Genomic DNA, 23535 nt, shown 5'->3' with positions numbered 1-23535 from the left:
CAATGTCCACTGGACATTGCTTTTATGCCGGTCTCACGCTGTTACGGAAACGCTCTCTTGAGCTAACGGCAGAAGACGACCCAATGCGTTTTTTCTGTTTGGAGTTCGACCGGCGCAATGTCCACTGGACATTGCTTTTATGCCGGTCTCACGCTGTTACGGAAACGCTCATTTGGGTTGAGGGTTTCACCCTCAACCCAATGCGTTTCCGCAATTTGCACAAAACTTTGGTTTCGGGTCGGGGAGTTTTGCCCCGCAGTTCGAGCAAAAGCCTCCGGCGCCCCCAGCCGGGGCCACCGGCTGCGGTTTACCGCAGTTAGAACAGAACTTGCCGGTGTTTTGCGCCCCGCAATCGCAAGCCCACGTCGCGCCGGCCGCGCCGGCACCACCCGCCGCCCCGGCCTGCTGCGCCGCCTGCTGCTGCGCCGCCTGCTGCTGCATCTGCGCCTGGTTCGAAGCCGAAGCCGCCCCCATGAAACCGCCGCCGGCCTGCATCCCCATGCCGACACCCATCATGGCCATACCCGCGCCCGCCGGATTCGACCCGGCGTTCTCGATACCGCGCGCCACGGAGCCTTGCACAAATCCCTCGCGAATCGTGGGATCTTGAAGCATCGCGCCCTGATTGCGCATATCAATCATCTTGCGCGACTGTTCGTCGTAAGAAATCGAAGCAATACCAACGGCCTGAACCTCGATACCGCGCTGTTGCAGCCACTCGGCATCCAAAGCGTCGCGCATATACTTCGACAGCTCGCTCATCTTAGAGGTGACCTGGGAAATGCGGATTCCGTCCACGCTCATCTGGTTGATGGAAACCTGCAACGCTTCCAGGAACTCGTTTTGGTACTGTTCCTTAATCTCATCGATGTGCACGTGCGTGGCATCACGCGGAATCGCCTCAGCATAGAACTTCAGCGGGTCGACAATGCGAATGGAATAGGTGCCGTGAGCCCGCAGGAACAGCTCGGCGTTATAGAAATTGTCAAAGTATTGCACCGGGTTAGGAGTACCGAACTTGATGCCCTTAATCTCTTGCAGATTGACGTAAAAAGCCTGTTGCGCCCCGGAAGGAGTGCCACCGAACTTGAAACGATTCCAAGTCTCTTTCAGCGCATCGCCCAAGCTTCCGGTAAACAGCGACGGCGCCGAACCGGAGTTAAACGTGTACGCGCCCGGCTCGGTGGAAAAGTCCACAATCTTGCCCGAATCAGTAACCAGCAAGGCTTGACGATCATAAACCAGCAGCTTAGATCCGTCAGTAATGATGTCCTCGGAGCCGCGCTTGTTAGACCCGCGCCCGCCTTGGCGCATCTGGACGCCCTTGGTAAAGACGATACCTTCCCCCATGTCTTGTGCGGCGATGGCATCCACCCACTGGTCCGCAAGTGTTCCGCCGATAGCGCCTGCTGCGGCCTGAATCAAGCCCATGTTTTCCTCCTAATGTCGGTGTTTTCAACAGTCCGCTCGGGTCGCCTCGCTGACAACCCGGCTGATTCGTCTCCAGCTTTCACTAAAAATCTAGATGATTTAACACCCAAAAGGGTGAAAACTCAGCTGGTTTCGTGTTAGCCGGGCATTTTTCGGGAAAGCGTGAGCGGTCACAAGGGTGGTGCGTCCGGGTTTTCACCCATTTGGGTGTTCGTTTTGGGCGGCGGCGCTGAAAACATAGGGGTGGAAAACCCCGCAGTGGGAGTCAATACCAAGGAGGAAATCATGGGTTTATTTGATGCAAAAGAATGCGCGCTGTGTTCTCAAAAGGCCGGAATGCTCACCAAACAAAAGCTGCAAGACGGCTTTCTGTGCGGGGATTGCAAGAAAAAACTCTCCGACCTGTCCTCGGGGTGGAGGCAACGCACCGTCGCGGACGTGAACGAACACCTGGCGCTGCGCGAGGCTAACAAAGAACGCTCCGCCCAGTTCCAAGTCACCCGCTCGATTGGGACCGGAGGTTGCCTGGAACTTGACGATACCCACGGCTGGTTCCGGTTTAAAATCGGACGCGACTACAAGCAGGGCAACGCCCAAGTGTTTGCCTTTAACGAATTGGGGAATTTCTATGCGGAAATTCATTACGATTCCATCGCGGACGATGAGGACGACGACGGTATCCCCGACCAGTATGATCGCGATTCCTCGGGTTCGCGCCGCAGCGGCATGGGAATGATGGGGGCGATGGGCGGTGAACTGAACTCCCAATCAGCCAATATGTTCGTCAATGGTTCGGGAATGGCTCAGTATTTCCGTTCCGTCGGCAATCAGATCAACGATGCGGGAATGCCTTCCGAAGTGACGGACGTCACCATGGTGGTGGGCACCACCAACCGGTTCTGGCCAGAAGTGCGGTTGCGCGGTTCGTTCTTTGGGGTGGGTAACGATATGCAAAAGTTGCAAGAAGCTCAACAGACCATTCAGGCCCTCGCCCAGCTCCGCGCCGGTGCTGGCGGCATGGGGTGCTCCGATGGGTCAGCCGGGTATGATGGGCCAGCCCATGGGGACGATGCAGCCTGGTATGCAGCCGGGCATGGGCCAGCCTGGCATGATGGGTCAGCCTATGGGTCAGCAGCCTAGCATGATGGGTCAGCCGGGCATGGCTCCTATGGCTGGGGGCATGATGGCCGGCGGCATGGGTATGCCTCAGCAAGGTATGCCTCAGCAAGGTATGCCCCAGCAAGGTATGGCGCAACCGGGTATGCAGCCCGGGATGCCCGGTGCTATGCCGATGCTCCAGCCCTCGATGGGGACAGTTCCCCCGCAGGGCATGGGCGCCCAAATGGGTGGAGCGCCAGCTCAGGGCGCGCATCCGACAAACTGCCCCGCCTGTAATGCCCCGGTAGACGGGCAATTCTGCGGCAGTTGCGGCACCAAAGTCTATTGAAATCCCAAAACTGGGCGTCAGCCCATTGAAATTCCAGATGCGCAGCGAACCTATGGAGTGAGGTTCGTGCAAACGGGGGCCTCCATGCGGAGGCCCCCGTTAGTTTTCCCCCGGCAAACCCCGGGCTAGACCCTCCCTTTGCATAGCGGTGAATGTGGTTGCCGCAATTCCCGGCTTTACTGGGGTTTTGTTTTGGCATAAGTGTGGGTGGTGAGGTTGCCAGAGCGGCTCTCCTCATGTAGCCGGACACGTCGAAATAGGGCGAGTACTCAGCTTTTTACTCAGCCTTTACTCATAGACAATCGGCGTTAGCATGAATCCTGTGAGACGTTCAGCATTTATTCATAAATAATTTCAGCTTTTCTAAATCTATTATCTGGATTAACTCAGATTAGATATTATTTGTCACCTGAAATGTTTTCTCCATAGAGAGTATGTTAGGACAATTGCACATTGTCTAAATGCCGACTTTTCCGCGCTATTTCAACGATTACTACCAATGATTTAAATTTTCTTAAAAAATGCATTCGGTTTCTTAAAAATAACAAATACCATATAAGCAAAGTGATTTTCGATTTGTCGCCTATTTTAACATGGAGGTTATAAAAATGGGTCGTTCAGCTACGAGAAGTGTTACCCGCGGGGTAACACACACAAAGAAGGGCATATCCGTATTTAGTGCGGTCGCTCTCGGTCTGGGTGCAGTAGTAGCACTCAACATGGCTGCTCAAGCCGATTACGCCAAACCAGGTACTACCGTTGCTACCGCTATCAATGCCGATGCTATCGAAGGCAATGGTCCCTGGCCCCTAAAGAGTTGGGGTGGCATCGAGGCTACTTCTAGCACCACGGATAGTGTGGGCGGGGCGCGAGTCTCTGGCTATGCGGTGATTATGGATAAGTCCACCAACGCGGTGAACAATGGTGGAAACACTGCCGTTCCTGCTGGAACCAAGATTTATATGCGGTGGCAGGACACGGATGGTCAAGTCTCACCCATTTACTACGCTACCACGCACAACAATTACACCAGCGCCGCCGACGGCGCTTATGCCTTCAGCGTGCCCAAGTGGACGGACTCTGCGGGCAAAGATCACGTAATGCTTCCGGGTGCGGTGAAGCGACCCAAGATTAAGGTGTGGTTTGAACCTTTCAACGATCCGATTACCGGTGAACAGGTCGTCATGGTTCGTGATGCCAGCGCCGGTCCTAGTGGTAACCCGCGGGTGATGGGTGACTATGACAAGAAAACGCGCGTTACGGGGGCGGGTGCGCAATATCTGGATTTGCAGTACTTCAGCAACGTGACCCTGTTCGGCTACCAGATGCCTGCCGAATATATGATTGCTCCTCCGGAGCGGCAAACGGTCAGCCACACGACTTATAAGGATCGGGGTAAGTCCACGGATTACATTCAAGGCCGGGTCTGGCTGGAAATGCAAGGTTCTCCGGTAGGTTCCGGACCGTCCTATGACGGGAATGACACCCTCGCTGTTGGCTACAAGGTCGTTTTCTCCGTGCTGACCCCGGAATGCGCCATCAAAGCTCAACAGAGTAATACGAAAGCCGGCTCGGACAACCTCGCGCGGGTAAAAGCCGCGAAAGAATTGGTTACCGCAAATCCGAGCTGTATCCAGGAAACTACCACCGCCACGGTAGACAAAGACGGGTACTATGTCGCCCAGTTCTCCAAGGATACTTTCCGGCCTAAGAAAGTAGTGGTAGACGGCAAGACGTACCCACTTAGTGACGCGCAGCGCAACTTTGTCTATGGCTATGTGACCGATACTAAGGGCTCTGTCATGCCGGCGTACTCTGCGTTTACCGACAACGCGTGGAACGCCCCGAACGAGTTTGCCGCCGCGATCCCCTCAGCTCCGCCGGCCTTCAACATCACTCACTGGTACAACACCCACTTCGCGGTCACACCGTACTACAACGTGGGTATCAATCTGGACAAGTACGTGGCGAACAAGGTCGGCGAAACAGTCACTGCTTTCGCTACCGGTAAGTCTGTCCACCCTGGCGGCTCCAAAGTCGTGTGGACTGATCCCGCCGGTACAGTAGTTAAATCTTGTGACCCGGTGGAACCCGGTTCTGGCAGCTGTGCCATGGAAGTTCCTGCTGGTGCGGTTGACGGCACCGCCTACACCGCGTCGCTGTACTTGGGCGACACGTTGATGGCGATGGACTCTTTTGAATTCGTAGAGCCCGAAAAGGTCGCGCCAAGCTTCACCGCAGAGGCGCCGGAAATTACGGGTGTCATTAATGAGCTCATTGAGGAAAAGGTCGTTCCTCTCAATAACCCAGATGGTTTCGAAGTCGCTTGCACCGCTACGGGCTTAGCCAAGGGACTGCAAATTTTCTATAACGCAGAAAAGGGTGGCTGTGTCATCTCGGGCGTGCCTGAGGAACTGAAAGACGTCGACAGCACCTATACCGTCACCGCCACTTGGCTTGATAAGGCCGGTAAAGACACCACCGTCACTGCCGAGGGCAAGATTAACATCACCAAACCCGGTGATGACGATCACGACGGTGTCAACAACCACGATGACAAGTGCCCTAACACCCCGAAAGATGCAGTAGTAGACGCTGATGGATGCGCTATTCCCCCTACCATCAACGATCCGCAAGGCAAGGGATTCGCGGTAACCGGTATTAAAGGTGAACCCATCACACCGGTGATTATTCCCGTGAATAATGCCGGCAATCTGACCATCACCAGCTGTGAAGCGGATACCTACACCGGTGGGGACACCCTTCCGACTGAAACCACAAAGACCAGCGAACCCGCCAGTGCCAGCGAAGAATCTGCAGACAGCACTGCTCCCAGCGAGTCTGCCGAACCCAGTGCGGAATCAAGCACAGAGGCGACCCAGAGCGCACCCGAACCTGCCCCGGCGGTAGAACCGGTTACTCCGGCGTCGGGTCAAGGTGTGGGCGTGTTCGCTGAACCTAAGGAAAGCACGGTTGCTGGACTGCCGAAGGGCTTAAAGGTGGAATGGGATCAGGATAAAAGCGCCTGTGTTATCTCCGGAACCACCGATGTGGCACTGGACACCCCCATCAATGCCACCGTCCATGTTAAGTACAACGCAGACAAGCCTGCTGACGCGACCCCAGGTACTTCTGAAGAAGAACTTGAGGTTGACGGGACAGTGTTTATTCACGACCGAGGTCTGGATGACGATGACAACGATGGTGTGTTGAACAAGGACGATGCCTGCGCTAATACACCTACGGACACTGCGGTGGACGAAAAGGGTTGTGCCAAGGCTCCGGTGGTCACCAAGGTTCGGCTGATTGAGGGGACGGTCGGCACGGAAATTACTCCGATTACCGTTCCTGTGGCCAACGACGGCAACAACACCATCGTCTCGTGTGAGGCTACCGGTTTAGTGGCTGGTCTGACGATTGCTTGGGACGAAACCGCCAAGGCGTGTGTGATTTCCGGCACTCCGACCGAACCGACCGCGGGAACCGACCCGGTGGAAGTCAATGTCAGCGTGAAGTATGACTCACCGGATAACAAGGCGTCCGAACCGAAAGACAGCGCCTCAACCTCCGGTCGACAAATCGTCAAATATGGCGATGCGGACGGCGATGGTGTGCCCGACAATGTTGACAAGTGCACGGGAACTCCTGACGGAGCCAAGGTCAACCCCGATACGGGTTGTACCGTCGCTCCCGAAGTCGGTTCTTTCCCGAAGGTAGTTGGAACTGTGGGTGAAGAAATCGTCCCGGTCAAGGTTCCGGTGGCTAACCCCGGTCAGGCAACCGATTTGGTTTGCCACGCCACGGGCTTGGCGGCAGGGCTAAAGATTGATTACGTGGCGTCAGAAAACGCCTGCGTCATCTCGGGCACTCCCACCGCGAAAGCTATGGGCAAGGTCGAAGTGACCGTGACCTATAACCCGGTCGATGACGGCACTAATGACAGCAAGGTCACTGATCCGGTCAAGGGAGAAATTGCCATTGTGCCTCCCCAGCCCGGTGACGAGGACGGCGACGGGGTAACTGATGATATCGACAAGTGCCCCGGCACCCCCAAAGGTACGTTGGTCTATCCGGCAGACAGCACCGACCCGAATAAACTGCCGGGCTGCGAGGTTGTTCCGGATCCGATTACACCGGCAGAGCCTTCTGTACCGGCAGAGCCTTCTACACCGGCAGAACCTTCCACACCGACAGAACCCCCGGCGCCTAAAGACAGTGACGGTGACGGCGTAAACGATGACAACGATGCTTGCCCGGATACGCCAGCCGGTACCAAGGTTGACGCGAAGGGCTGCGCCATCGCTCCGACTGTGGGAACCGTCCCCGCCATTGAAGGCAAAACGGATCAGGCTATTACTCCCGTGGTGATTCCGGTGGATAACCCGAACCACACCCAGTTCGCCTGCTCTGCCACCGGTTTGGCGCAGGGGCTGAACATCGCGGTGTCCGCCGATGGCAAGTCTTGCGAAATCACCGGTACACCTACCGATCCGATTAGCGGGAAAGTCACCGTGACGGTGACCTATGACCCCGTCGATAACGGCTCGACCGGTAGCGATTCTCAGGACGGCACCATTAACATCACGAAACCGGCTCCCTCGGATGACGATGGAGATGGCTACAACAATGATGTGGATAAGTGTGCGGGAACTCCCGCTGGCGCCACGGTCGACAAGAAGGGCTGTTCCGTAGCCCCGGTTATCTCCGGTGTTGTCGATATTACTGGTGAGGTTGGTAAACCTATCAGCGATGTCACCGTGACAGTGGAAAATCCGGGTAAGGCTGTCCTGAACAACTGCAAAGCCAAAGGTCTGCCGGCAGGACTAGGGGTGGCGTGGAACGCTGAGCACACGGCGTGCGTGATCTCGGGCACCCCCACCGAAAAGGTTGACGGCAAGTACACCGTAGGCGTGGTTTACAACCCGGTTGACGATAGCAAGAAGGGCGACTTGTACGCCTCTGGCGAAGCCAAGGTCATCATTAGCGATAAAGACAGCGACAAGGATGGCGTTCCCAACAGCAAGGACAAGTGTGCCAACACTCCCGCCAAAGCCAAGGTCGACGCTGATGGCTGTACCGTGAAACCTCAGGTGGATACGGTTCCTAACGTGACTGGTGAAATTGACAAACCTATCCAGGATGTTGTGGTTCCCATCAGTAATGAGGGTCAAAACAAGATTCTGGAGTGCAAAGCTGCGGGCTTGCCCAACGGTTTGAAGATTGCGCTGAACGCAGAGGGCACGGCGTGCGTCATCTCGGGCACCCCCACGGAGGAAGCCTCCAACAAGGTGACTGTCGAGGTCGTCTATGACCCGGTCGATGACGGTAGCGACACTACCGGCACCGTTAAGGGTGAGGGCGACGTGAGCATTGTTGACTCCGATAAGGATAAGGACGGTGTGGACGACAGTGTCGACCAGTGCCGCAACACTCCGGCAGGGGCTAAGGTCGATAAGAAAACCGGCTGCTCGGTAGCTCCGCGCTTGGGAGACACTCCCGCTATTACCGGTAAGGTTGGCGAACCGATTGCGGAAATCACCGTACCGGTGGCTAACGACGGAAAGGCTGCTCTGGGTCAGTGCCAGGCAACCGGTCTGCCGAAGGGTGTGACTATCAAGTGGAACGATGTCAACAACAAGACCGCCTGTGTCATCTCCGGCACTCCGACTGAGGAAGCGGGCGGGGAATACGCCGTCACCGTGACCTACAACGCGGTTGATGACGGAAAGAAGGAATACAAGCAGGCTCCGGCGGCAAAGAACACCATCAATATCGCTAAACCTGAACCGAAGGATAGCGATGGCGACGGCGTCAACGATGACCTCGACAAGTGTCCCAACACTCCAGGCGGTCAGAAAGTTGACCAGAATGGCTGTTCTGTGAAGCCGAGCATTCCTGCCGACCTGCCGGAAATCAAGGGTCAGGTTAACCAGGAGATTGACCCGGTGGTCATTACCGTCACCAACGATGGCGGAGCAGAAATCCTGTCCTGCAAGGCTCAGGGCTTGCCCAAGGGCTTGACCATTGCCTACGACCCGATGAAGAAGGCGTGCGTCATCTCCGGTACTCCCACCGAGCCGACCGAAAAGGCGGATTACACCGTGACCGTAACCTATGACCCGCAGGACGACGGCAAGGACGAGCCGGCGACTGTGGAGGGCAAGGGTAGCGCGACCATCAAGCCGGCACCGAAATCGACCGGTTCTGGCGGAAGCATCGGCTTCATCGAGCCGGGTGACCGACTGCCCAACCCCGACAGCCCTGTGGTTGCCGGAGTCACGGAAAAGCCCAAGGCGGGTGTTGCCGAACCCGGTAAGCCCCCGGTTGCGGGTGTGAACGAAGCGCCGCGCACGATTGCTCCGATGACGGTGGTGACCCAGCCGCGTCTGCCGCAGGCTCTGGCGCGTACCGGTGCAATCGCAATCCCGGTGTTTCTTAGCGTGGCGCTGGTAATGGTTGCCGGTGGTTTGATGTTCGTTCGTCAAAGCCGTCGCGAGGAAAAGAAACACTGAGTATTCTCAGGGCTGATTCGGGTTTTCCCTCTCAGGCTTTTGCTGCGGAGGGAACCCCCGATCCCCTGGTTTGACCAGGAGTATTAACTGAATATGTCCCCGGTTCGCCGCGTTTGCGGTGGGCCGGGGACTGTTGATTTTTAGGGTGCGCAGTCACAGTTGCGGGTGCGGTAGGGGACCGCCCTGGTTCGGCTGGGGTTTCGCTTTTCGGGGTCACAAGCGCGGTGGTGGGGTTTGCTGGTGCACAAGCCTTTTGGGGGGCACGGCGAGACAGGGACTCTCAGAGGATTTTCAGGTAAGATGCGAAATTTCCAGTATGTTTACAGGTTTGTACATACAAATAAAGCCATTATAGCACGGATTAAATCTCTTTTACCAGGGTGAACGCGGGGTAAGGTAACACTTATCAAATCCTGTCTTTATTCTGAGTAATGGCTGGGATAATATTGTGACAGGGAAAAAAGTTTCCGAGTACATGTTTCTATAGGAAGGCAAGAAATACGTGCGTAAGACAAATTTGACGAAAGCCGCACTGGCCTATGTCGGGGCAGCTTCTTTAGTTTTTTCAACGCTGGTTGCGGGAACAGCAGGCGCATATGCCACTGACCCAGTAACTACAGGGGCGATTGAGGCTACGACCTCAGTTGAAGCTCACCATTCAATTTCGGGTTTTGTGTTTCAGCAGCAGGGTGGAGATCTCTTGCAGGCTCCTAATCCTGAAAAAGGCTACGGCGTTCCCTTGTCTGGTGTCCGTGTCTATGCGCAGTGGACAGAAAAGGACGGCTCTACCTCTCCGATTTATACGACAACCTCGGGGACTGACGGTTCTTTCGCGATTGCTATGAAGCAGTTCGAGAAGGATAACGGTGAGTTGGCAAAATTTGATGCCGACCCAAACTTGCCCGAAGGCGAGAAGTGGCGGGTCTGGACGGTCAATCCTGACACTAACAAGTATCAACTTTTGTGGTCCTGGAACCATTCTCAAGTAGGACCAAAAGGTGTTTTCATGGACACTGCCGGTGGTGCAGCAAACTCAATCGCTCCCGATCAGGTGACGGGGCTGCGTTTCGTTTACTCCGAAAGGGTGGATTCCACTCTGATGCATCTTTCCGAAGCCAGCGACAATGGTCCGAAACAGAATGCTGGCTATGTTAAAGGTCGTGTGTACTGGAACCTTTTTGAGCTGCCAGGTGGTCTGAACTGGGGAACCGTAACTCAATTCAACCCCGATAAGGACAAAGCTGTTGCGGGCGTAACAGTAACTGGTTCCTATCTGAAGGACTCTGCTGTCCAACGCATCATGACTGAGTACAAAAAGATTGCCGGTAAGACCCCTCGGGCGGGTGGTATCGGTATCTGGACGCCAAAAGATGAAGCCACAATGCAGGCATGGATTAAAGACCGGATTGCCGAAGAAGGCGTGAATAACTGGATTGCGGAAACCGCAACCACGAAAACGGATGCGAATGGTGAGTATGCCCTGCAATTCAAGGGAACTTGGGGTAATGATGTTACTGATAAGGAAAAATGCGGCCTTGTTGACAAGAAAATGTGTGGCACTCTCGCGGCCGATGCGAAAAAAGGCTCGTGGCTCAAGGGAAACGCACATTCCAAGCACATTAATGACGATTGGATGTTCATCTCTATAGAAAACCATCCGGGAATTGCCCAAACTACCCCTTTCTATAACAATGCTTTCAAAGGTTATGCAGATTCTCTGACCAGTGCGGGTTGGCCAGCGACTAACTTGGTGAATATTCTCAATGATGTAAATTTCGCGCTTTACCCCGAATACGTTGTTTTTGACGTAAACCCCTACGACACAACTGATAACTTGGCAAAGCGTGGAGACACAGCCGGCACAACCACCACCGGTTTGCCGAAGGCTTGGAATGCCTCCACAATGTACCAAATCGAGTGGAGTGCGGAGGGTAAGGTCGTACCCGGTGGCAGTTGCGAGAAGCAGCGTCCCAACGCTATGGGTGATTTGCAATCCTGTCCTTTGACAGTTCCTGCAAACTTGGAGCATAAGACCACCTATACCGCAAAGCTCTACGCTTTTGCCGCTGATGGAACCCGTATCGATACCCCGCTGGCAATGGATGCTTTCACGGCGGTTCCCGAGACGAAGGATAAGGATGCCGACGGAGACGGTGTGCCCGACAACAAGGACAAGTGCGCCGATACCCCGGCTGGGTCTGCGGTGGACGAGGATGGCTGCACCTTGGCGCAGCGCTACAAGCCGAACTACACCGACACTAATACTAAAGTCGGCCAGGCCGCTACCTCCGAGCCTCCCACGTTTGACGACGTGACTACCCCGCAGGTGGAGCACAAGCCGTACAACGGACTGGGCAAGGACGGCAAGGCTTCCGCAACGAACTTCGCCCCTGAGAAGGGCACAGCTGCCAATAATGGCGCCATCACCTTCACTCCCACTGAGGAAGGCGTAACTGGCGTGCAGGTCACCGTCACCTACAGCGACGGAACCAGTGCGAAAACCACCGCGAACTTCATCGCTACCGATGGCGATGGGGACGGCGACGATGTGCCGGATAGCAAAGACAAGTGCCCGAGCACCCCGAAGGATTACCAGGGCAAGGTGACCGAAGACGGTTGTGCCATCCCCACTGTGAGCGACTTCGCGGTGCGCGGCACTGTGGGCAAGGCCATCAACCCGGTTCAGATCACCATCGTTGACCCGGACAATATTGTTACGGACTGCACCTCGGTGGGTCTGCCCCTGGGCTTGGCTGCCAAGTGGGAAGACAATAAGTGCGTGGTCAGCACCACCACTGTTCCCGACAGTGCTTTCAACCAGGACGGCCTGAAGGTTGAAGTTGCGTACCAGGGCGGTTCCGCCACCAGCAATGGCAGCGTCGTTATCTCTAACAAACCCGATAGCGATGGAGACGGCGTGCCCGATCCCAAGGATCCGAACAATCCCGGAAACGGTGAGGACCACTGCCAGGGCACCCCGGCTGGCGCTCAGGTTGACGACAACGGTTGCTCCGTGGCTCCGACTGTCGGTCCGGCTCCGACTATCACCGGCACGGTAAACGAGCCCATCACCGAAGTTGTGGTGCAGGTTACCAACCCCGGCAAGGCCAATATCACCTGCAAATCCAAGGATTTGCCGGCGGGCTTGACCGTTGCCTATGACGAAGCGAAGGGTGGGTGCGTGATTTCAGGCACCCCGACCGTGAAGGTTCCGGCTGGCACCACCTACATCGTGACTGTCAACTACACCCCGCAGGATCAAAACAATCCTGGTGGTTCGATTGATAAGACCGGTAATGTCACCATCAAGGGTAAAGATTCTGACGGCGACGGTGTGGACGATCCAATCGACCCGAACAAACCCAAAGACGGTGAGGACCACTGCCCCGGCACTCCGGCTGGCGCTAAGGTTGATGCCAACGGCTGCTCCGTAGCCCCGACCGTCGGGACTGTCCCGGATGTGAAGGGAGAAACTGACAAACCGATTGCTCCCGTCGATGTGCCGGTGGACAATCCCGGCAAGACCACCAACCTGGTGTGCCACGCGGAGGGTCTAGCCGCTGGTTTGACCATCAAGTTGAACAAGGAAGGCACGGCTTGCGTCATCTCGGGAACCCCGACTGAGCCAAAGACCGGCGAAGTCAAGGTAACTGTGACCTATCCCGACCCGCAAGACCCGGAGAAAACCAAGACCTCCGACCCCAGCACAGGTAAAGTCAACATCACCAAGCCCGACAACGGTGGCGGGAACACCCCTGGAGGGAACACTCCCGGCGGGAACACCCCCGGTGGCAACACCCCTGGTGGTAATACCCCTGGCGGGACCACCCCCGGAGGCATCATCCCTGGAGGCATCATCCCTGGCGGCACCACTCCTAACCCGGAACTGCCTCCGGTGGCTGGTGTCCAGGAACATCCCCAGCCTGCCCCGAACGCCAACGGTGGCGAGCAAGCTCCGCAGCCCCCGGTGGCGGGAGTGACCGAGACTCCGTCCCTGGTTCCGGGTACTCCGTCTCAGCCAAAGATACCCAGTGCCTTGGCTCGCACGGGCGTGAACTCGGTATCCTCCAGCATCACTTTTGCGGTCCTGCTGTTGGGATTGGGAGCTTGGTTCAGCCTGCGCAGTCGTAAGTTCGACCAGGACTAATCGGCTGAACATAACTGCATAAACCGAGAGATTGGCTCTCTGCGGTATAACCATTGGCGGGGGTCTCCATGAGGAGGCTCCCGCCAATGGTTTTTAATCGCGTGACTATCCCCATCAAGCAGTGGCGGCATTTCGGGGTATAAATTCGTGATTCTGAGCGTGGACATTGTTGCTGCGAGCTACACTTAATCACAAAAGAGGGGGAAAACGACCGTGGAAAGCGACCAGGAACACCTTGTGAACGCGACAGAGGCATCGCCGCATCCGGCTACCAGAACAGATTCCCCTATCCGCCAGGCTTACCGCGGAAAACGCCCCGATTCCACCCCGGTATGGTTCCTGGGTCAGTCTGTGTTTGAGCATCCCGACAACTGGCAGGATTTGAACGGACGCGAACAGGTCGATTATTTACTGAATCCTGAAGTCGGGGTGAAAACCGCGCTGACCCCGGTGCGCCAATTCGGCGTAGACGCCGCCGTATGTACCTCTGACGTGCTGTTTCCTTTGCGGCTGGTGGGCTTTGACCTGGCTCGCAAAATTGATCCCAACGGTGGGCCACTGCGGCCGCTGCGTTCCACTTTGGATTTGGATCGAGTTCTGGCTCTGCCCGACCCCGATTGGTCGCGTGTCGAGGCGGTCAGTCGGGCGCAGCGCAGTGAACTAGCACCGGAAAAAGCCCTCATCGCTGTCACGGGCGCGCCTTTCGTGCTGTCATCGCTGCTGGTGGAGGGCTCTGCCAACGTCCCGCAAAACCTGCAGACCCGCATCTTTATGCAGTCCCAGCCGCGGAACTGGGAGCGGCTGATGAGCTGGACTTCGAGTCTGGTGCGGCATTTCCTGGCTGCACAAGTGCGGGGGGGAGCCGAAGTCATTCAGATGGTCGATCCGTGGGTGCGGACGTTGACGGAGGGAGAGTACGCGTGTCTAGCGGAATCCTACGCGCGGGAAATTTTTAATGAGTTCGATGACGATATTACCCGAATTTCCTGCAGCCTCGGAGCCGCACATTTGCTGTCCTCAGTCGCTCCTTACGTGGATGTGCTGGGTGTGGGTGATGAGCTAACCCTTGCAGATGCCGCGAGAATTGCTCCGAGAATGGTCCTGCAGGGCAACCTCGACCCGGACTACATTCTGCTCGGCGGGCAAGGGGCTCAGGAAGCCGCGCGACAGGTGCTGGAATCCGGGTTGAGCGCGCCGGCCCATGTCTTTAACGTGGCCGGGAAATTGGATCCGGAATCGGATCCCGCCGAGGTGCACCGGCTGGTCGACTTCATCCACAACTACCGTTTTTAACGTTTCGCGGCATACCTCGCCAGATTTTCCCTTAGCATAATTATCTCTCCTACCAGCACATACGTGGCTCAAAAAACAAAGTTGAGCCTAAGTGTGTCAAGTTTAACTGGCACTCTGGGAATAAGAGTGCTAATCTGGTTGTTGTACTGAATGGAACCGGGAAAAACCGGGACCGCAGCTGAAAACTGAAAAACAACCCAAACTGCAAAACAACATGGAGGATACAAATCATGGCTACTTATCGTGACCCGTTTGCTGAAATTGATCGCATGTTCAACACGGCGATGCACTCTCCGGCGACCCCGGCGATGCCCCTGGATCTGTACCGGGAGGGCGACAAGTTCATCGCTCGCGTGGACCTGCCCGGTGTGGACCCCGCGACTATTGACATCGACGTCGAGGACCGCACCTTGACTATCTCTGCCCAGCGCAAACCCACCGAGGGTGAGGACCTGCACTGGCTGAACCGCGAGCGTCCCGCCGGGACCTTTGCTCGCCAGCTGACCTTGGGATACGGCTTGGCTGTGGACCGAATCGCCGCCTCGTATGAAGGTGGAGTCCTGACCGTGACTATTCCGGTCGCCGAAGAGAACAAGCCGCGCAAGATTCAAGTCGCAGTGGGCGGCGATGCCGACAAGGTCATCGAAAACTAGCAGCGGCGTGGGCACAGCACCACAACGCTGGTGGAAACCCCGACCCCGCCCTTGTGACAAAAAATCTCCCCGGTCAAAGTGCTTGACCGGGGAGAATGTCGAATTTGTGGAAAGTCTCGCTATCGAAAACTAGCCGACAGAAACCGAATCCGCAACTTCTGCGGGGGTTTCCGTAGTAACCGGGGCATCCAGCGGGGGACGCACGCCACGCGGATCCTTGACAATCAAGTAAACCGCCCAAATCATGCCGCCCAAGGCCACCACGAACAGGCCCAGGTAGGCATCATTGAGCATATCGAGAGGCTCGGGGTTGAACACCTCAACACCGTCTGCGATGTATTCAGAAATCAAGTCCACAATCCACATCAGGGAAGCGCCCCAGTACATCCAGCACAGCAGGTCTACCCGCATTTTGGATTGGGGAGCGTGGGAATACCACCAAGCGGTCGAGGCAATGGCTGCAAACAGAGTAATTAATAGGGTCATGTTCGGCTCCTTACGCCTTCGGGTTCGTCTCGGAGACGCCGCGGCGTTCGGTAGCGCGAATAACCGCGAGTCCTACCGCCCAAACGACCGTCACCAGCACGGCCATTCCGACCCCGACAGTGCTCATCTCAAACAGCATTTGCCTCGCGTCTGCAGGGTTGGCGGCCGCCGTGAGGAAGGGGAAATATGGCACGACTTCGCCATGCCAGAAGTGTTCAAACATCAACAGCACAGCCCCGCCCCACAGCAGGTTCGTCAGCCAGTTGAGTTTGCGAACCAAAATCAGGGTGCGCTCGGCCTTTTCCGAGGTTTCGCCGGTCTTGGCTTTATGGGCGAGATGCTTTTTCACAGCCGTCACCGCGACAGCTTCAGCGGTGGGAACAAGAAAACATGCCATTATGAATCCTTACTTGAGTGCGGGTAAAACCTAGCATTTATTCTACACAGGTGCGCCTAAGTTTGATAAAAATTGGCGCTGTTGCGAGTTGCTACGCAAATCCCGATTTCACCGCGGCCGGCACCCCGACCCTGCCCAAACGCTGAAACGCTAGGAAATCATGCCCAGTTCCCGCCAGGTGTCCAGGGATTCCTGAGCTTCCTCAGCGGTTAGCAGGTTCATCGCGAACCCGTTTTGAATCAGGACATAATCGCCCACCCGCGCTTCGGGAACGTAGGCCATGCAGGCATCTTGCACTTGACCAGCCACGTCGATGCGTCCCATCGGCATCACGCCGGGGGTAATCGACAAAATCTGGCAGGGCACTCCTACGCACATGACTGGATCCTTTCCACCGGGGATGCGAATCTTTGACGAAACGCTCCCGCTCTCTCTATTCTAGACGTTTTCGACTTTCAGTCCCATCTGTCCGGCAGGGGCGGAACTGATGGGTAGGCAGGGGTCGGCTTCGCGAATGGATTGTTCCCAAGCGCCGGTCTGTTGTGCCTGGTCTAGGGCATAAGCCTGGGTCAGCAGTTGTGCCAGCCAGGGTTCGTTTTGGGCGGTGGGCGTGAGGATGCGGGCCGCTTGAATCGTGCCGTCGGCTCCAATCGTATAGGTGTGGGCGAGGATGCCGCGCGGCCCGTCCACCAGTCCCGTTCCGCTACCGGGCGTGAACTGCACGGTCGCCGGATCCACGAGTTCTCCCAGGTCAGAGCCTTCCACGAGTTCAGTGAGCTGCTGGACTAAGGCTTCGGTCCGTTCCAAGACGTGCAAAGTAATGATGGCACGCGCCCCGGCAGCGTCGCGTGCGCCAGTCAGCCACCGCTCTTGTGCCGCCGCCGCCCGCGGGGTGGGCAAAGTACCGATAGAAAGCTGGGCGACCGGCCCAACCCGGTAGAGCCCTTTTTCAGGTCCGTCAGCCCGCAAGTATGGCCGCGGGGCGGGGGAATCGGGAATTTCCTCCGTGACCCGCTCATTCCACTGGGAGACATCAAACTCGTCCACCGTGCTGGTGCCCCGCGTCACTCTGACCCTGGTTCCGAACACGTCCGGGACGCCGTCAGCGTCGATGAGCGCCACGTCTGCTCCGGTAAAGTCGCCGGTCGTGACCGTTTCCGGAGGGGATGCTAATGCTGAATCGCAGAGGCGCTCGGCGATGTCTCGCGCCGCGGCCAGGTCTGCGGACAGGTCGCACAAGGCCGGGGTGATGGGCCACACGCTGACCCCGCCGGGCACTGCCGTCGCCGGAAAATGACCCGGAGAACCGGCCGCGACCAGCATCTTTTTCGATATCCGTTTCAGTGCCACCCCGGCTTCGCGGTCCTGCATTAAAAACCGCAGCGAATGGGCCTCGACGATAGAACCGTAGTGCAGCAGTCGGCGGGTGAGCTGCGCCGCGGGAGCAATCGCGGGCAAACCGCTCAACACATCTAGCGCCCGGGTCCCAGCCAGATGATGCGCCACCGGACAAATCCCGCACAGATGCTCGGTCATTTTCAGGGCTTCGAGCGCGGTCTGGCCCTCCAGCATGGCATCCACCCGCGGCAAACCCTGCAGGTCAAAGCGGGCGTGGGGGTGGCCGGAAGAATCGTGGGTGACGACGATGCGTCCCTCCATCGGGTCGATGATTTCGTCAAGATTGATTTTCATGATTCTCCTGAGACAATTAGTTTATGCATGAACTTGGGCTGTTAACTTCGGTGGTGGCGGCGGTCGAAACGGCGGCCGCACAGGCTGATTCCCAGGTTACCCGAGTTGAAAAGGTCGCGCTTGAGGTTGGCACCATGTCGGGGGCGATTCCCGAGGCGCTCTACGGTTCCTGGCCCATCGCCCGGCAGGACAGTATCTGCGACCAAGCAGAACTGGAACTCACCAGCATTCCCGCCAGCGTCTACTGTCCGCGTTGCGCCAAGGACGTGCCCATCGATGAGTTTTTTGCTCTGACCTGCCCGGAATGCGGGATGCCGACCGGTAACCTGACTCACGGGCGTGAGTTCAAAATCGCTTGGGTGCAGTGGGACACCGCGCCGGGGGACGCCAACAGCGCCGCGGAGCCGTCACAGTCAGCGTAGTCAGCTCTGGGCTCTCAACTGAGCCAAGAATCGAGGATTTCCGCCGCGAGTTCGACCGCGCGAGGGATACCACTGCGGGCGCTCTCGGTCAGTCCCAGGCGCAAATCGACGTTTTCGCTGACCACCCCGACGACTTCGAGCACTTGAGGTTCCTTGCCGGTCAGGCGTGCCGACGTCAAAATATCGAGCAAACCGACCTGGTGAGGCGAGATTTTCATGGAGAGCAGGCGCGGCACATGATCCCCGCTCAGATGCAGGGCTTGACCGGGGGCACGTCCGTTACCGGGAGCTACCGAATCCAGAATCAACAGCTGTGCAGCTTCCTGCACCACCGGCACCAGCTCCATGCCGCCGGTACCGCCCTCCAGCAAAGCCAACTCACCGGCCTTTTGCGCAGCCTGCCAGGCGGGACGGGTGGGCAGGAGCTGCTGGAGGCCAGCCAAAATCTCTAGACCGATACCGTCGTCGCCCATGATCGGGTTGCCCACCGCCAGGACGGTAAAACGCGCCCCGGCCCAGCCGGTGGGGTCGACGTCGGAAATATCCGGCAACGGAACTTGACCATCGAGCTGGTCCGGGGCGTCTGGTGAATGGGAACACTCAGCGGAACGATCCGCTGGCGTAATCGCGGCAGGCTTTTGAGCCATCTAAACCTTTCTACAGTTCGGGGGCGTCAACCGGCTTTGATGTGCGGCGCATCCACACGCCGCCGGAAATCATAGCCGAGATACCACCGTGACGTTCCAGGGAATCCGCGCGGAAAGCCAGATAGATGTGCGCAATCACGAAACCCCAGAACAGGAACATGATGGCGGCATGAATCAGCCGCATTTGCGGAATACCTATCCAGTCGTTCGGGAGAGCCATAATCTGCCAGAACAGGCCCTCGTAGCGGTGCGGCAAAGCGTAAAGCGCCAGGCCAACGACCATCTGGATAGCTCCCAGGACATAGATCGAGGTGTAGGTGAGCTGCTGGAGCGGGTTGTGCGCCACGTACAGCGGGCATTCCTTGCGCAGGAACAGGTAGAACCCCAACGTCTCGCCCAGATGTTTCCAATCTTGCTTTTTCTTTAACGGCCAGAACGTTTCCCAGCGCATATAGCGGTCCTTGGAAAAGAAGGCAATAAACACCCGAACCGCGCCGACCGCCATCCAGGTGAACCCACAGGTGAAGTGGATAAACCGCATAATCCCCATCAGGTAGCCGATTTCGATGCCGCGGAAGAACGTATCGCCAAAGAACGGATCCATGATGTAGTACCCGGTGATGGACAGCATCACAATCAACAATACGTTCAGCCAGTGCAGGAAACGCAGGCTTGCAGACCATACGCTCAAGCGAACCCAGTCCTCCGTGGTGGGGGTCAAATCGCCGCCCTGCAGGCCGGTGCCGACCGGGCGGACGTTGACGAAACCTTCCATCTGGAACGGGCTGAGCTCACCGTTTTCATCCACGGTAGCGGTGGCGACCCCCAGGCAGCGGTAGCCGCGCGAGCCCGCCATCTGGGCGTTCTTGCGCAGCAGGGTACGTTGAGCGCGTTTGGGTTGGGCCACGTTCATGACGGATTCCAAATCGCCGCGCGCAATCACGGTCGGTCTGGATTCGCCCGTCTTGGTACGTTTCATGTCAGCGATACGTGCCAGGGAATAGCGGCGTTCCTGCGGGGGATCGAAGTCCGCGGCGGGAATGTCGACATTCGGGGCGCCGTGGCGGAACCGGTAGCGCAGGGAGTTCTTAAGGGCGATATCGACCGGGTCGGTGCTGTTCTCAGGAGACACCGCAGCCATGACCAGCAGTCGGCGCATCGACAGGTCAGAGCAGCTGAAACCGCCGCCAACCTCGATACCGTCCGCCTGGTTGCTGTCCTCCGCAAAGAACTCAATCTGTTTTTGATCCTGCGGGGACGCGCTGGGAGCCGGGCTGGCCTGCGCGGTTCCCGCGGCAGCACCACCGGTCAGCGTATCCGGGGCGGGAGTGCTCTCGGTACTCATGAGGTCACCGCCTCACCAATCAGATTTCCGTCCGGATCGAGGATGTGTACCCCGCAGGACATACACGGATCGTAGGAGTGGATGGTACGCATCGGCTCCAGCGGAGCTTTCGGATCGACCAGCGGGTGAGTTCCGCTGCCCATCAAGGATTCTTCGTAAGGGCCGGTCACGCCGTTAGCGTCACGTCCCCCGGCCAGCCAGGTGGTAGGCACGACCGCCTGGTACCGCTCGACCTTGCCGTCCTTAATGGAGACCCAGTGAGATAGGTTGCCGCGGGCGACCTCGACAAACGAGTAACCCTGGCACTGTGCCGGCCAGCTGGAGGGCTCCCACTTGCTGGCATCGAAAACGTCAATCCGGCCTTCCTTAATGTTGTCGACCAAGGCGTTGTAGTCCTCCAACAGCAGTTGGGAGGAAACCTTGGCCTCGGCGGCGCGGGCAAACGTCCGACCCATCGTGGAGTTGACTTGTGCCGGGGTAATCCCCAGGGCTTCGATAGCCCCATCAACTAACTCTTTGACGGGTTCGTATCCCTGAGCGTAGGCCAACATCATGCGCGCCACCGGACCGACCTGCATCGGCTTGCCGTCGTAGCGCGGCGCTTTCGACCAAGTGTATTTATCGTTGTCGCTCAACCACTCAAAAGGTGGTTCGGGGCCGGTGTAATTGACGGTGGTTTCACCCTTGTCCGGGGTCAAACCTTTATCGTCACCCACCGAGTATTCGTACCAGGCAGAGCTGACGAACTCTTCGATCTTGTGCGGATCAAAGGGGAGAACCTTGGTGATGTCTCCGTCCATGATGACACCCGGCTTGATTGCCGTGTGCGCAGAAGAGATGCGGGACTTGTTGGGATCTCCGCCGAAAGTCGAGCCGGCCAAACCGACCGCGAGGTAGTTCGGGTGGGTCGCGCCAATATCGAAGTAATCCTTGTAAACCCCGGCCACAGCCAAAACATCGGGATAGTAGCAGTCATTGACGAACTCGATGATTTCGTCAATCCAGGTCTTAATCTGGTCCAGCTGGACCTGGTTGATGGATTCTGACGAGTTCGGGTCGATAGAGCAAGCCATGCCGCCCACCAGGAAGTTCGGGTGGGGGTTCTTGCCGCCGAACACCGTGTTGATGCGAATCATAGAACGCTGGAAATCCAGGGCGTCCAGGTAATGGGCGACGCACATCAAATCAGCTTCGGGAGGTAGGCGGTAGTCGGGGTGATCCCAGTAGCCGCCGGTGAAAATCGACAGCTGGCCGGAATCCAGCACCTGCTGCACCGTGTCCCGAACTTCCGTGAAACGCTTCAGGTTGTTGCCACGCCACTTCGAGCCGATGGAATGAGCGAACTCCAGAGTTTTCTGGGGGTCGGCTTTGGCGGCGTTCACCACGTTGACGAAGTCCAGGGCGTGCAGATGATAGAAGTGAATGACGTGGTCTTGGATTTCTTGCGAACCCAGAACCAGGGAGCGAATCAACCGCGCATTCTCCGGCGGCTCTGAACCAATCGCATTCTCTACCGCGGTGATGGAAGCGATGGCGTGTACCGAGGTGCAAACCCCACAAATCCGCTGGACAAAAGCCCACACGTCACGGGGATCGCGGTTCTGGACGATGGTTTCAATGCCGCGGAACTGGGTACTGACGCTCCAGGCTTTCTTAATTTGTTTGCCTTCGGTTTCCATCTCGATACGCAGGTGACCCTCAATACGGGTCAACGGATCAATGAGAACTTTCTCTGCCATTACTTAGCCTCGCTGTTCTGTTCAGTAGCTTGCCCGGTTGATGACGGGCTGGGGGAATCGGTGGGGGCATCGCCGAATGCGGCCATCGGGGAGTTCTTGGTGGCTTTGCGGTCGGCGGCGGCACGAGCAGCGGTCACACCGGCATGAACCGCCACGCCAGCAGCGACGACACCGGTCAAGCCCAGACCAATCTTTTCTGCGGTGGCCTCCACGCCGAAGCCCGGAACCGTGGGCAGTTTCTGGTAGAAAGGCGTGAAACGATCGTAGAAATCACGTTCAGTACAACCGATACAGGGGTGACCAGCGCCGATAGGCCAGCCAGCCTTGAGGTTCCACTGGAAAATCGGGCAGGGGCTGAAGGTGGAAGGTCCTTTACAGCCCACATCGTAGAGGCACCAGCCTTCGCGGGCTCCGGCATCGTCGAAGGTGCGCACGTATTGCCCGGCGTCGAAGTGCGGGCGGCGTGGGCACGAGTCGTGGATGCGCTGGCCGTAGGCGAACAGCGGGCGACCCTCGGAGTCAAGCTCGGGGGCTTTGCCGTGGGTCAGGATGTAAGCCAGGGAGGCGGTGATGACTTCCCCAATCGGAGGGCAACCGGACACGTTGATGACCTGCTTGTCCTTGATGATTTCATCAACCCCGACCGCGCCGGTGGGGTTGGGCTTGGCGGCCTGCACTGAGCCAAAGACCGCGCAGGCCCCGACCGCCAGAATCATGGTGGCATTCTCAGCGGATTCGCGCAGCACCTGCTCGGCAGACTTCCCACCGATAGTGCAATAGATGCCACCGTCCTTGAGCGGAATGGAACCGTTGACGACCAGGATGTGTTCCTTCGCGTTCGTGTCGGCCAAGGCCTTTTCGGCGGCTTCTCCGGAAGCGGCCATTACGAGTTCGTTGTAGTTGACGGATAGCAGATTTAGGACGACTTCTTCCACCGTGGTGCCGCCGGAGCGCAGCGTAGATTCCATGCAACCGGTGCATTCCTGTAGCTGGAGCCAGACCACGTTCGGTTTCGTAATAGCTCCCAGCTTGTCGGCCAGTTCTTCGCCAGCAGTCCGTGCCGCAGAGGCGTGCGCTAGCTCGGGAGTCCCTACCGCGAAGATAGCCGCCAAACCGGCACAGAACTTGACAAAGTCACGTCGGCTCACGCCAGCACTGGCAAGGTTGTCTGCGAGCGTACCCGCCCGCCAAGGTTTAATCTCATAGCTCATATGCGGTCCCTCAATAGTATCGAAATGGACAACAACGTCCATGCTATCATCCTACCGCGTTTTCGCAGTTGAGCCTAAAAATTGGGTAAAAATCTTGGCGTCTTTTCGCAAAA

General features: G+C 57.4%; 16 protein-coding genes. 7 read left to right on the top strand and 9 right to left on the bottom strand.

All coding sequences use genetic code 11. The features are described 5' to 3' along the window. Nucleotides 1–192: 192 nt before the first annotated feature. On the bottom strand, nt 193–1431 hold the full coding sequence (locus RQ935_RS04890) for an SPFH domain-containing protein (protein ID WP_311497450.1): 1239 nt from the start codon (nt 1429–1431) through the stop codon (nt 193–195). A gap of 285 nt (nt 1432–1716) precedes the next feature. On the opposite strand from RQ935_RS04890, the gene RQ935_RS04885 reads away from it, so the two are divergent. From RQ935_RS04885 to RQ935_RS04860, 6 genes are all read left to right on the top strand, one after another. Then, nucleotides 1717–2571: a DUF4428 domain-containing protein gene (locus RQ935_RS04885; protein ID WP_311497449.1), complete on the top strand. Its 855-nt coding sequence runs from the start codon at nt 1717–1719 to the stop codon at nt 2569–2571. Beyond that, nucleotides 2555–2878: a hypothetical protein gene (locus RQ935_RS04880; RefSeq protein WP_311497448.1), complete on the top strand. Its 324-nt coding sequence runs from the start codon at nt 2555–2557 to the stop codon at nt 2876–2878. Before RQ935_RS04885 ends, RQ935_RS04880 begins: the two co-directional genes overlap by 17 nt. A gap of 719 nt (nt 2879–3597) precedes the next feature. Then, a complete protein-coding gene (locus RQ935_RS04875) occupies nt 3598–9390 on the top strand; it encodes a thrombospondin type 3 repeat-containing protein (protein ID WP_311497447.1) in 5793 nt (1930 codons plus the stop codon). A gap of 502 nt (nt 9391–9892) precedes the next feature. Beyond that, the gene (locus RQ935_RS04870; protein WP_311497446.1) at nt 9893–13537 is read left to right on the top strand and encodes a cell surface protein; all 3645 of its coding nucleotides are present in this window, start codon (nt 9893–9895) and stop codon (nt 13535–13537) included. Between the two features lie 213 nt (nt 13538–13750). After that, nucleotides 13751–14830, top strand: a complete 1080-nt coding sequence (locus RQ935_RS04865; RefSeq protein ID WP_311497445.1) for a uroporphyrinogen decarboxylase family protein — start codon at nt 13751–13753, stop codon at nt 14828–14830. 230 nt (nt 14831–15060) lie between these two features. Further along, nucleotides 15061–15483, top strand: a complete 423-nt coding sequence (locus RQ935_RS04860; protein WP_297345920.1) for an Hsp20/alpha crystallin family protein — start codon at nt 15061–15063, stop codon at nt 15481–15483. A gap of 129 nt (nt 15484–15612) precedes the next feature. On the opposite strand, the gene RQ935_RS04855 is transcribed toward RQ935_RS04860, so the two are convergent. From RQ935_RS04855 to RQ935_RS04840, 4 genes are all read right to left on the bottom strand, one after another. Beyond that, nucleotides 15613–15969, bottom strand: a complete 357-nt coding sequence (locus RQ935_RS04855) for a hypothetical protein (protein ID WP_297723938.1) — start codon at nt 15967–15969, stop codon at nt 15613–15615. A gap of 10 nt (nt 15970–15979) precedes the next feature. Continuing rightward, nucleotides 15980–16366 carry a hypothetical protein gene (locus RQ935_RS04850; protein ID WP_311497444.1) on the bottom strand — a complete coding sequence of 129 codons (387 nt, stop codon included), beginning with the start codon at nt 16364–16366 and terminating at the stop codon, nt 15980–15982. Between the two features lie 150 nt (nt 16367–16516). Further along, nucleotides 16517–16744: a HypC/HybG/HupF family hydrogenase formation chaperone gene (locus RQ935_RS04845; protein ID WP_295027885.1), complete on the bottom strand. Its 228-nt coding sequence runs from the start codon at nt 16742–16744 to the stop codon at nt 16517–16519. A 60-nt stretch (nt 16745–16804) separates the two neighbouring features. Further along, nucleotides 16805–18058 (bottom strand): nickel-dependent hydrogenase large subunit, encoded by a 1254-nt coding sequence (locus RQ935_RS04840; RefSeq protein ID WP_311497443.1) that lies wholly within the window; start codon nt 18056–18058, stop codon nt 16805–16807. A gap of 23 nt (nt 18059–18081) precedes the next feature. Between RQ935_RS04840 and RQ935_RS04835 the strand changes: the two genes are divergently transcribed. After that, on the top strand, nt 18082–18480 hold the full coding sequence (locus RQ935_RS04835; RefSeq protein ID WP_311497442.1) for a hydrogenase maturation nickel metallochaperone HypA: 399 nt from the start codon (nt 18082–18084) through the stop codon (nt 18478–18480). A 14-nt stretch (nt 18481–18494) separates the two neighbouring features. On the opposite strand, the gene RQ935_RS04830 is transcribed toward RQ935_RS04835, so the two are convergent. From RQ935_RS04830 to RQ935_RS04815, 4 genes are read right to left on the bottom strand one after another with little or no spacing between them, the layout of a single operon-like run. Beyond that, on the bottom strand, nt 18495–19127 hold the full coding sequence (locus RQ935_RS04830; RefSeq protein WP_311497441.1) for a hydrogenase maturation protease: 633 nt from the start codon (nt 19125–19127) through the stop codon (nt 18495–18497). Nucleotides 19128–19137: 10 nt separating this feature from the next. Continuing rightward, nucleotides 19138–20472: a Ni/Fe-hydrogenase, b-type cytochrome subunit gene (gene cybH / locus RQ935_RS04825; protein ID WP_311497440.1), complete on the bottom strand. Its 1335-nt coding sequence runs from the start codon at nt 20470–20472 to the stop codon at nt 19138–19140. Beyond that, nucleotides 20469–22211 carry a nickel-dependent hydrogenase large subunit gene (locus RQ935_RS04820; protein ID WP_311497439.1) on the bottom strand — a complete coding sequence of 581 codons (1743 nt, stop codon included), beginning with the start codon at nt 22209–22211 and terminating at the stop codon, nt 20469–20471. The genes cybH and RQ935_RS04820 overlap by 4 nt, the downstream gene beginning before the upstream one ends. Continuing rightward, nucleotides 22211–23464: a hydrogenase small subunit gene (locus RQ935_RS04815; protein ID WP_311497438.1), complete on the bottom strand. Its 1254-nt coding sequence runs from the start codon at nt 23462–23464 to the stop codon at nt 22211–22213. Before RQ935_RS04815 ends, RQ935_RS04820 begins: the two co-directional genes overlap by 1 nt. Between the last annotated feature and the right edge of the window lie 71 nt (nt 23465–23535).

The organism is uncultured Mobiluncus sp. (assembly GCF_963511525.1).
Lineage (GTDB): Bacteria > Actinomycetota > Actinomycetes > Actinomycetales > Actinomycetaceae > Mobiluncus.
Note: the sequence above shows the minus strand (reverse complement) of the source record. Positions and strands in the feature narration are given on the sequence as shown.

Excerpts from the sequence above, each read along its gene's own strand:
- RQ935_RS04855 (WP_297723938.1), bottom strand. The coding sequence starts at position 15,969 with ATGACCCTATTAATTACTCTGTTTGCAGCCATTGCCTCGACCGCTTGG.
- RQ935_RS04815 (WP_311497438.1), bottom strand. The coding sequence starts at position 23,464 with ATGGACGTTGTTGTCCATTTCGATACTATTGAGGGACCGCATATGAGC.
- RQ935_RS04850 (WP_311497444.1), bottom strand. The coding sequence starts at position 16,366 with ATGGCATGTTTTCTTGTTCCCACCGCTGAAGCTGTCGCGGTGACGGCT.
- RQ935_RS04835 (WP_311497442.1), top strand. The coding sequence starts at position 18,082 with ATGCATGAACTTGGGCTGTTAACTTCGGTGGTGGCGGCGGTCGAAACG.
- RQ935_RS04880 (WP_311497448.1), top strand. The coding sequence starts at position 2,555 with ATGGGTCAGCAGCCTAGCATGATGGGTCAGCCGGGCATGGCTCCTATG.
- RQ935_RS04820 (WP_311497439.1), bottom strand. The coding sequence starts at position 22,211 with ATGGCAGAGAAAGTTCTCATTGATCCGTTGACCCGTATTGAGGGTCAC.
- RQ935_RS04830 (WP_311497441.1), bottom strand. The coding sequence starts at position 19,127 with ATGGCTCAAAAGCCTGCCGCGATTACGCCAGCGGATCGTTCCGCTGAG.
- RQ935_RS04845 (WP_295027885.1), bottom strand. The coding sequence starts at position 16,744 with ATGTGCGTAGGAGTGCCCTGCCAGATTTTGTCGATTACCCCCGGCGTG.
- RQ935_RS04890 (WP_311497450.1), bottom strand. The coding sequence starts at position 1,431 with ATGGGCTTGATTCAGGCCGCAGCAGGCGCTATCGGCGGAACACTTGCG.
- RQ935_RS04860 (WP_297345920.1), top strand. The coding sequence starts at position 15,061 with ATGGCTACTTATCGTGACCCGTTTGCTGAAATTGATCGCATGTTCAAC.
- RQ935_RS04885 (WP_311497449.1), top strand. The coding sequence starts at position 1,717 with ATGGGTTTATTTGATGCAAAAGAATGCGCGCTGTGTTCTCAAAAGGCC.
- RQ935_RS04875 (WP_311497447.1), top strand. The coding sequence starts at position 3,598 with ATGGCTGCTCAAGCCGATTACGCCAAACCAGGTACTACCGTTGCTACC.
- cybH (WP_311497440.1), bottom strand. The coding sequence starts at position 20,472 with ATGAGTACCGAGAGCACTCCCGCCCCGGATACGCTGACCGGTGGTGCT.
- RQ935_RS04840 (WP_311497443.1), bottom strand. The coding sequence starts at position 18,058 with ATGAAAATCAATCTTGACGAAATCATCGACCCGATGGAGGGACGCATC.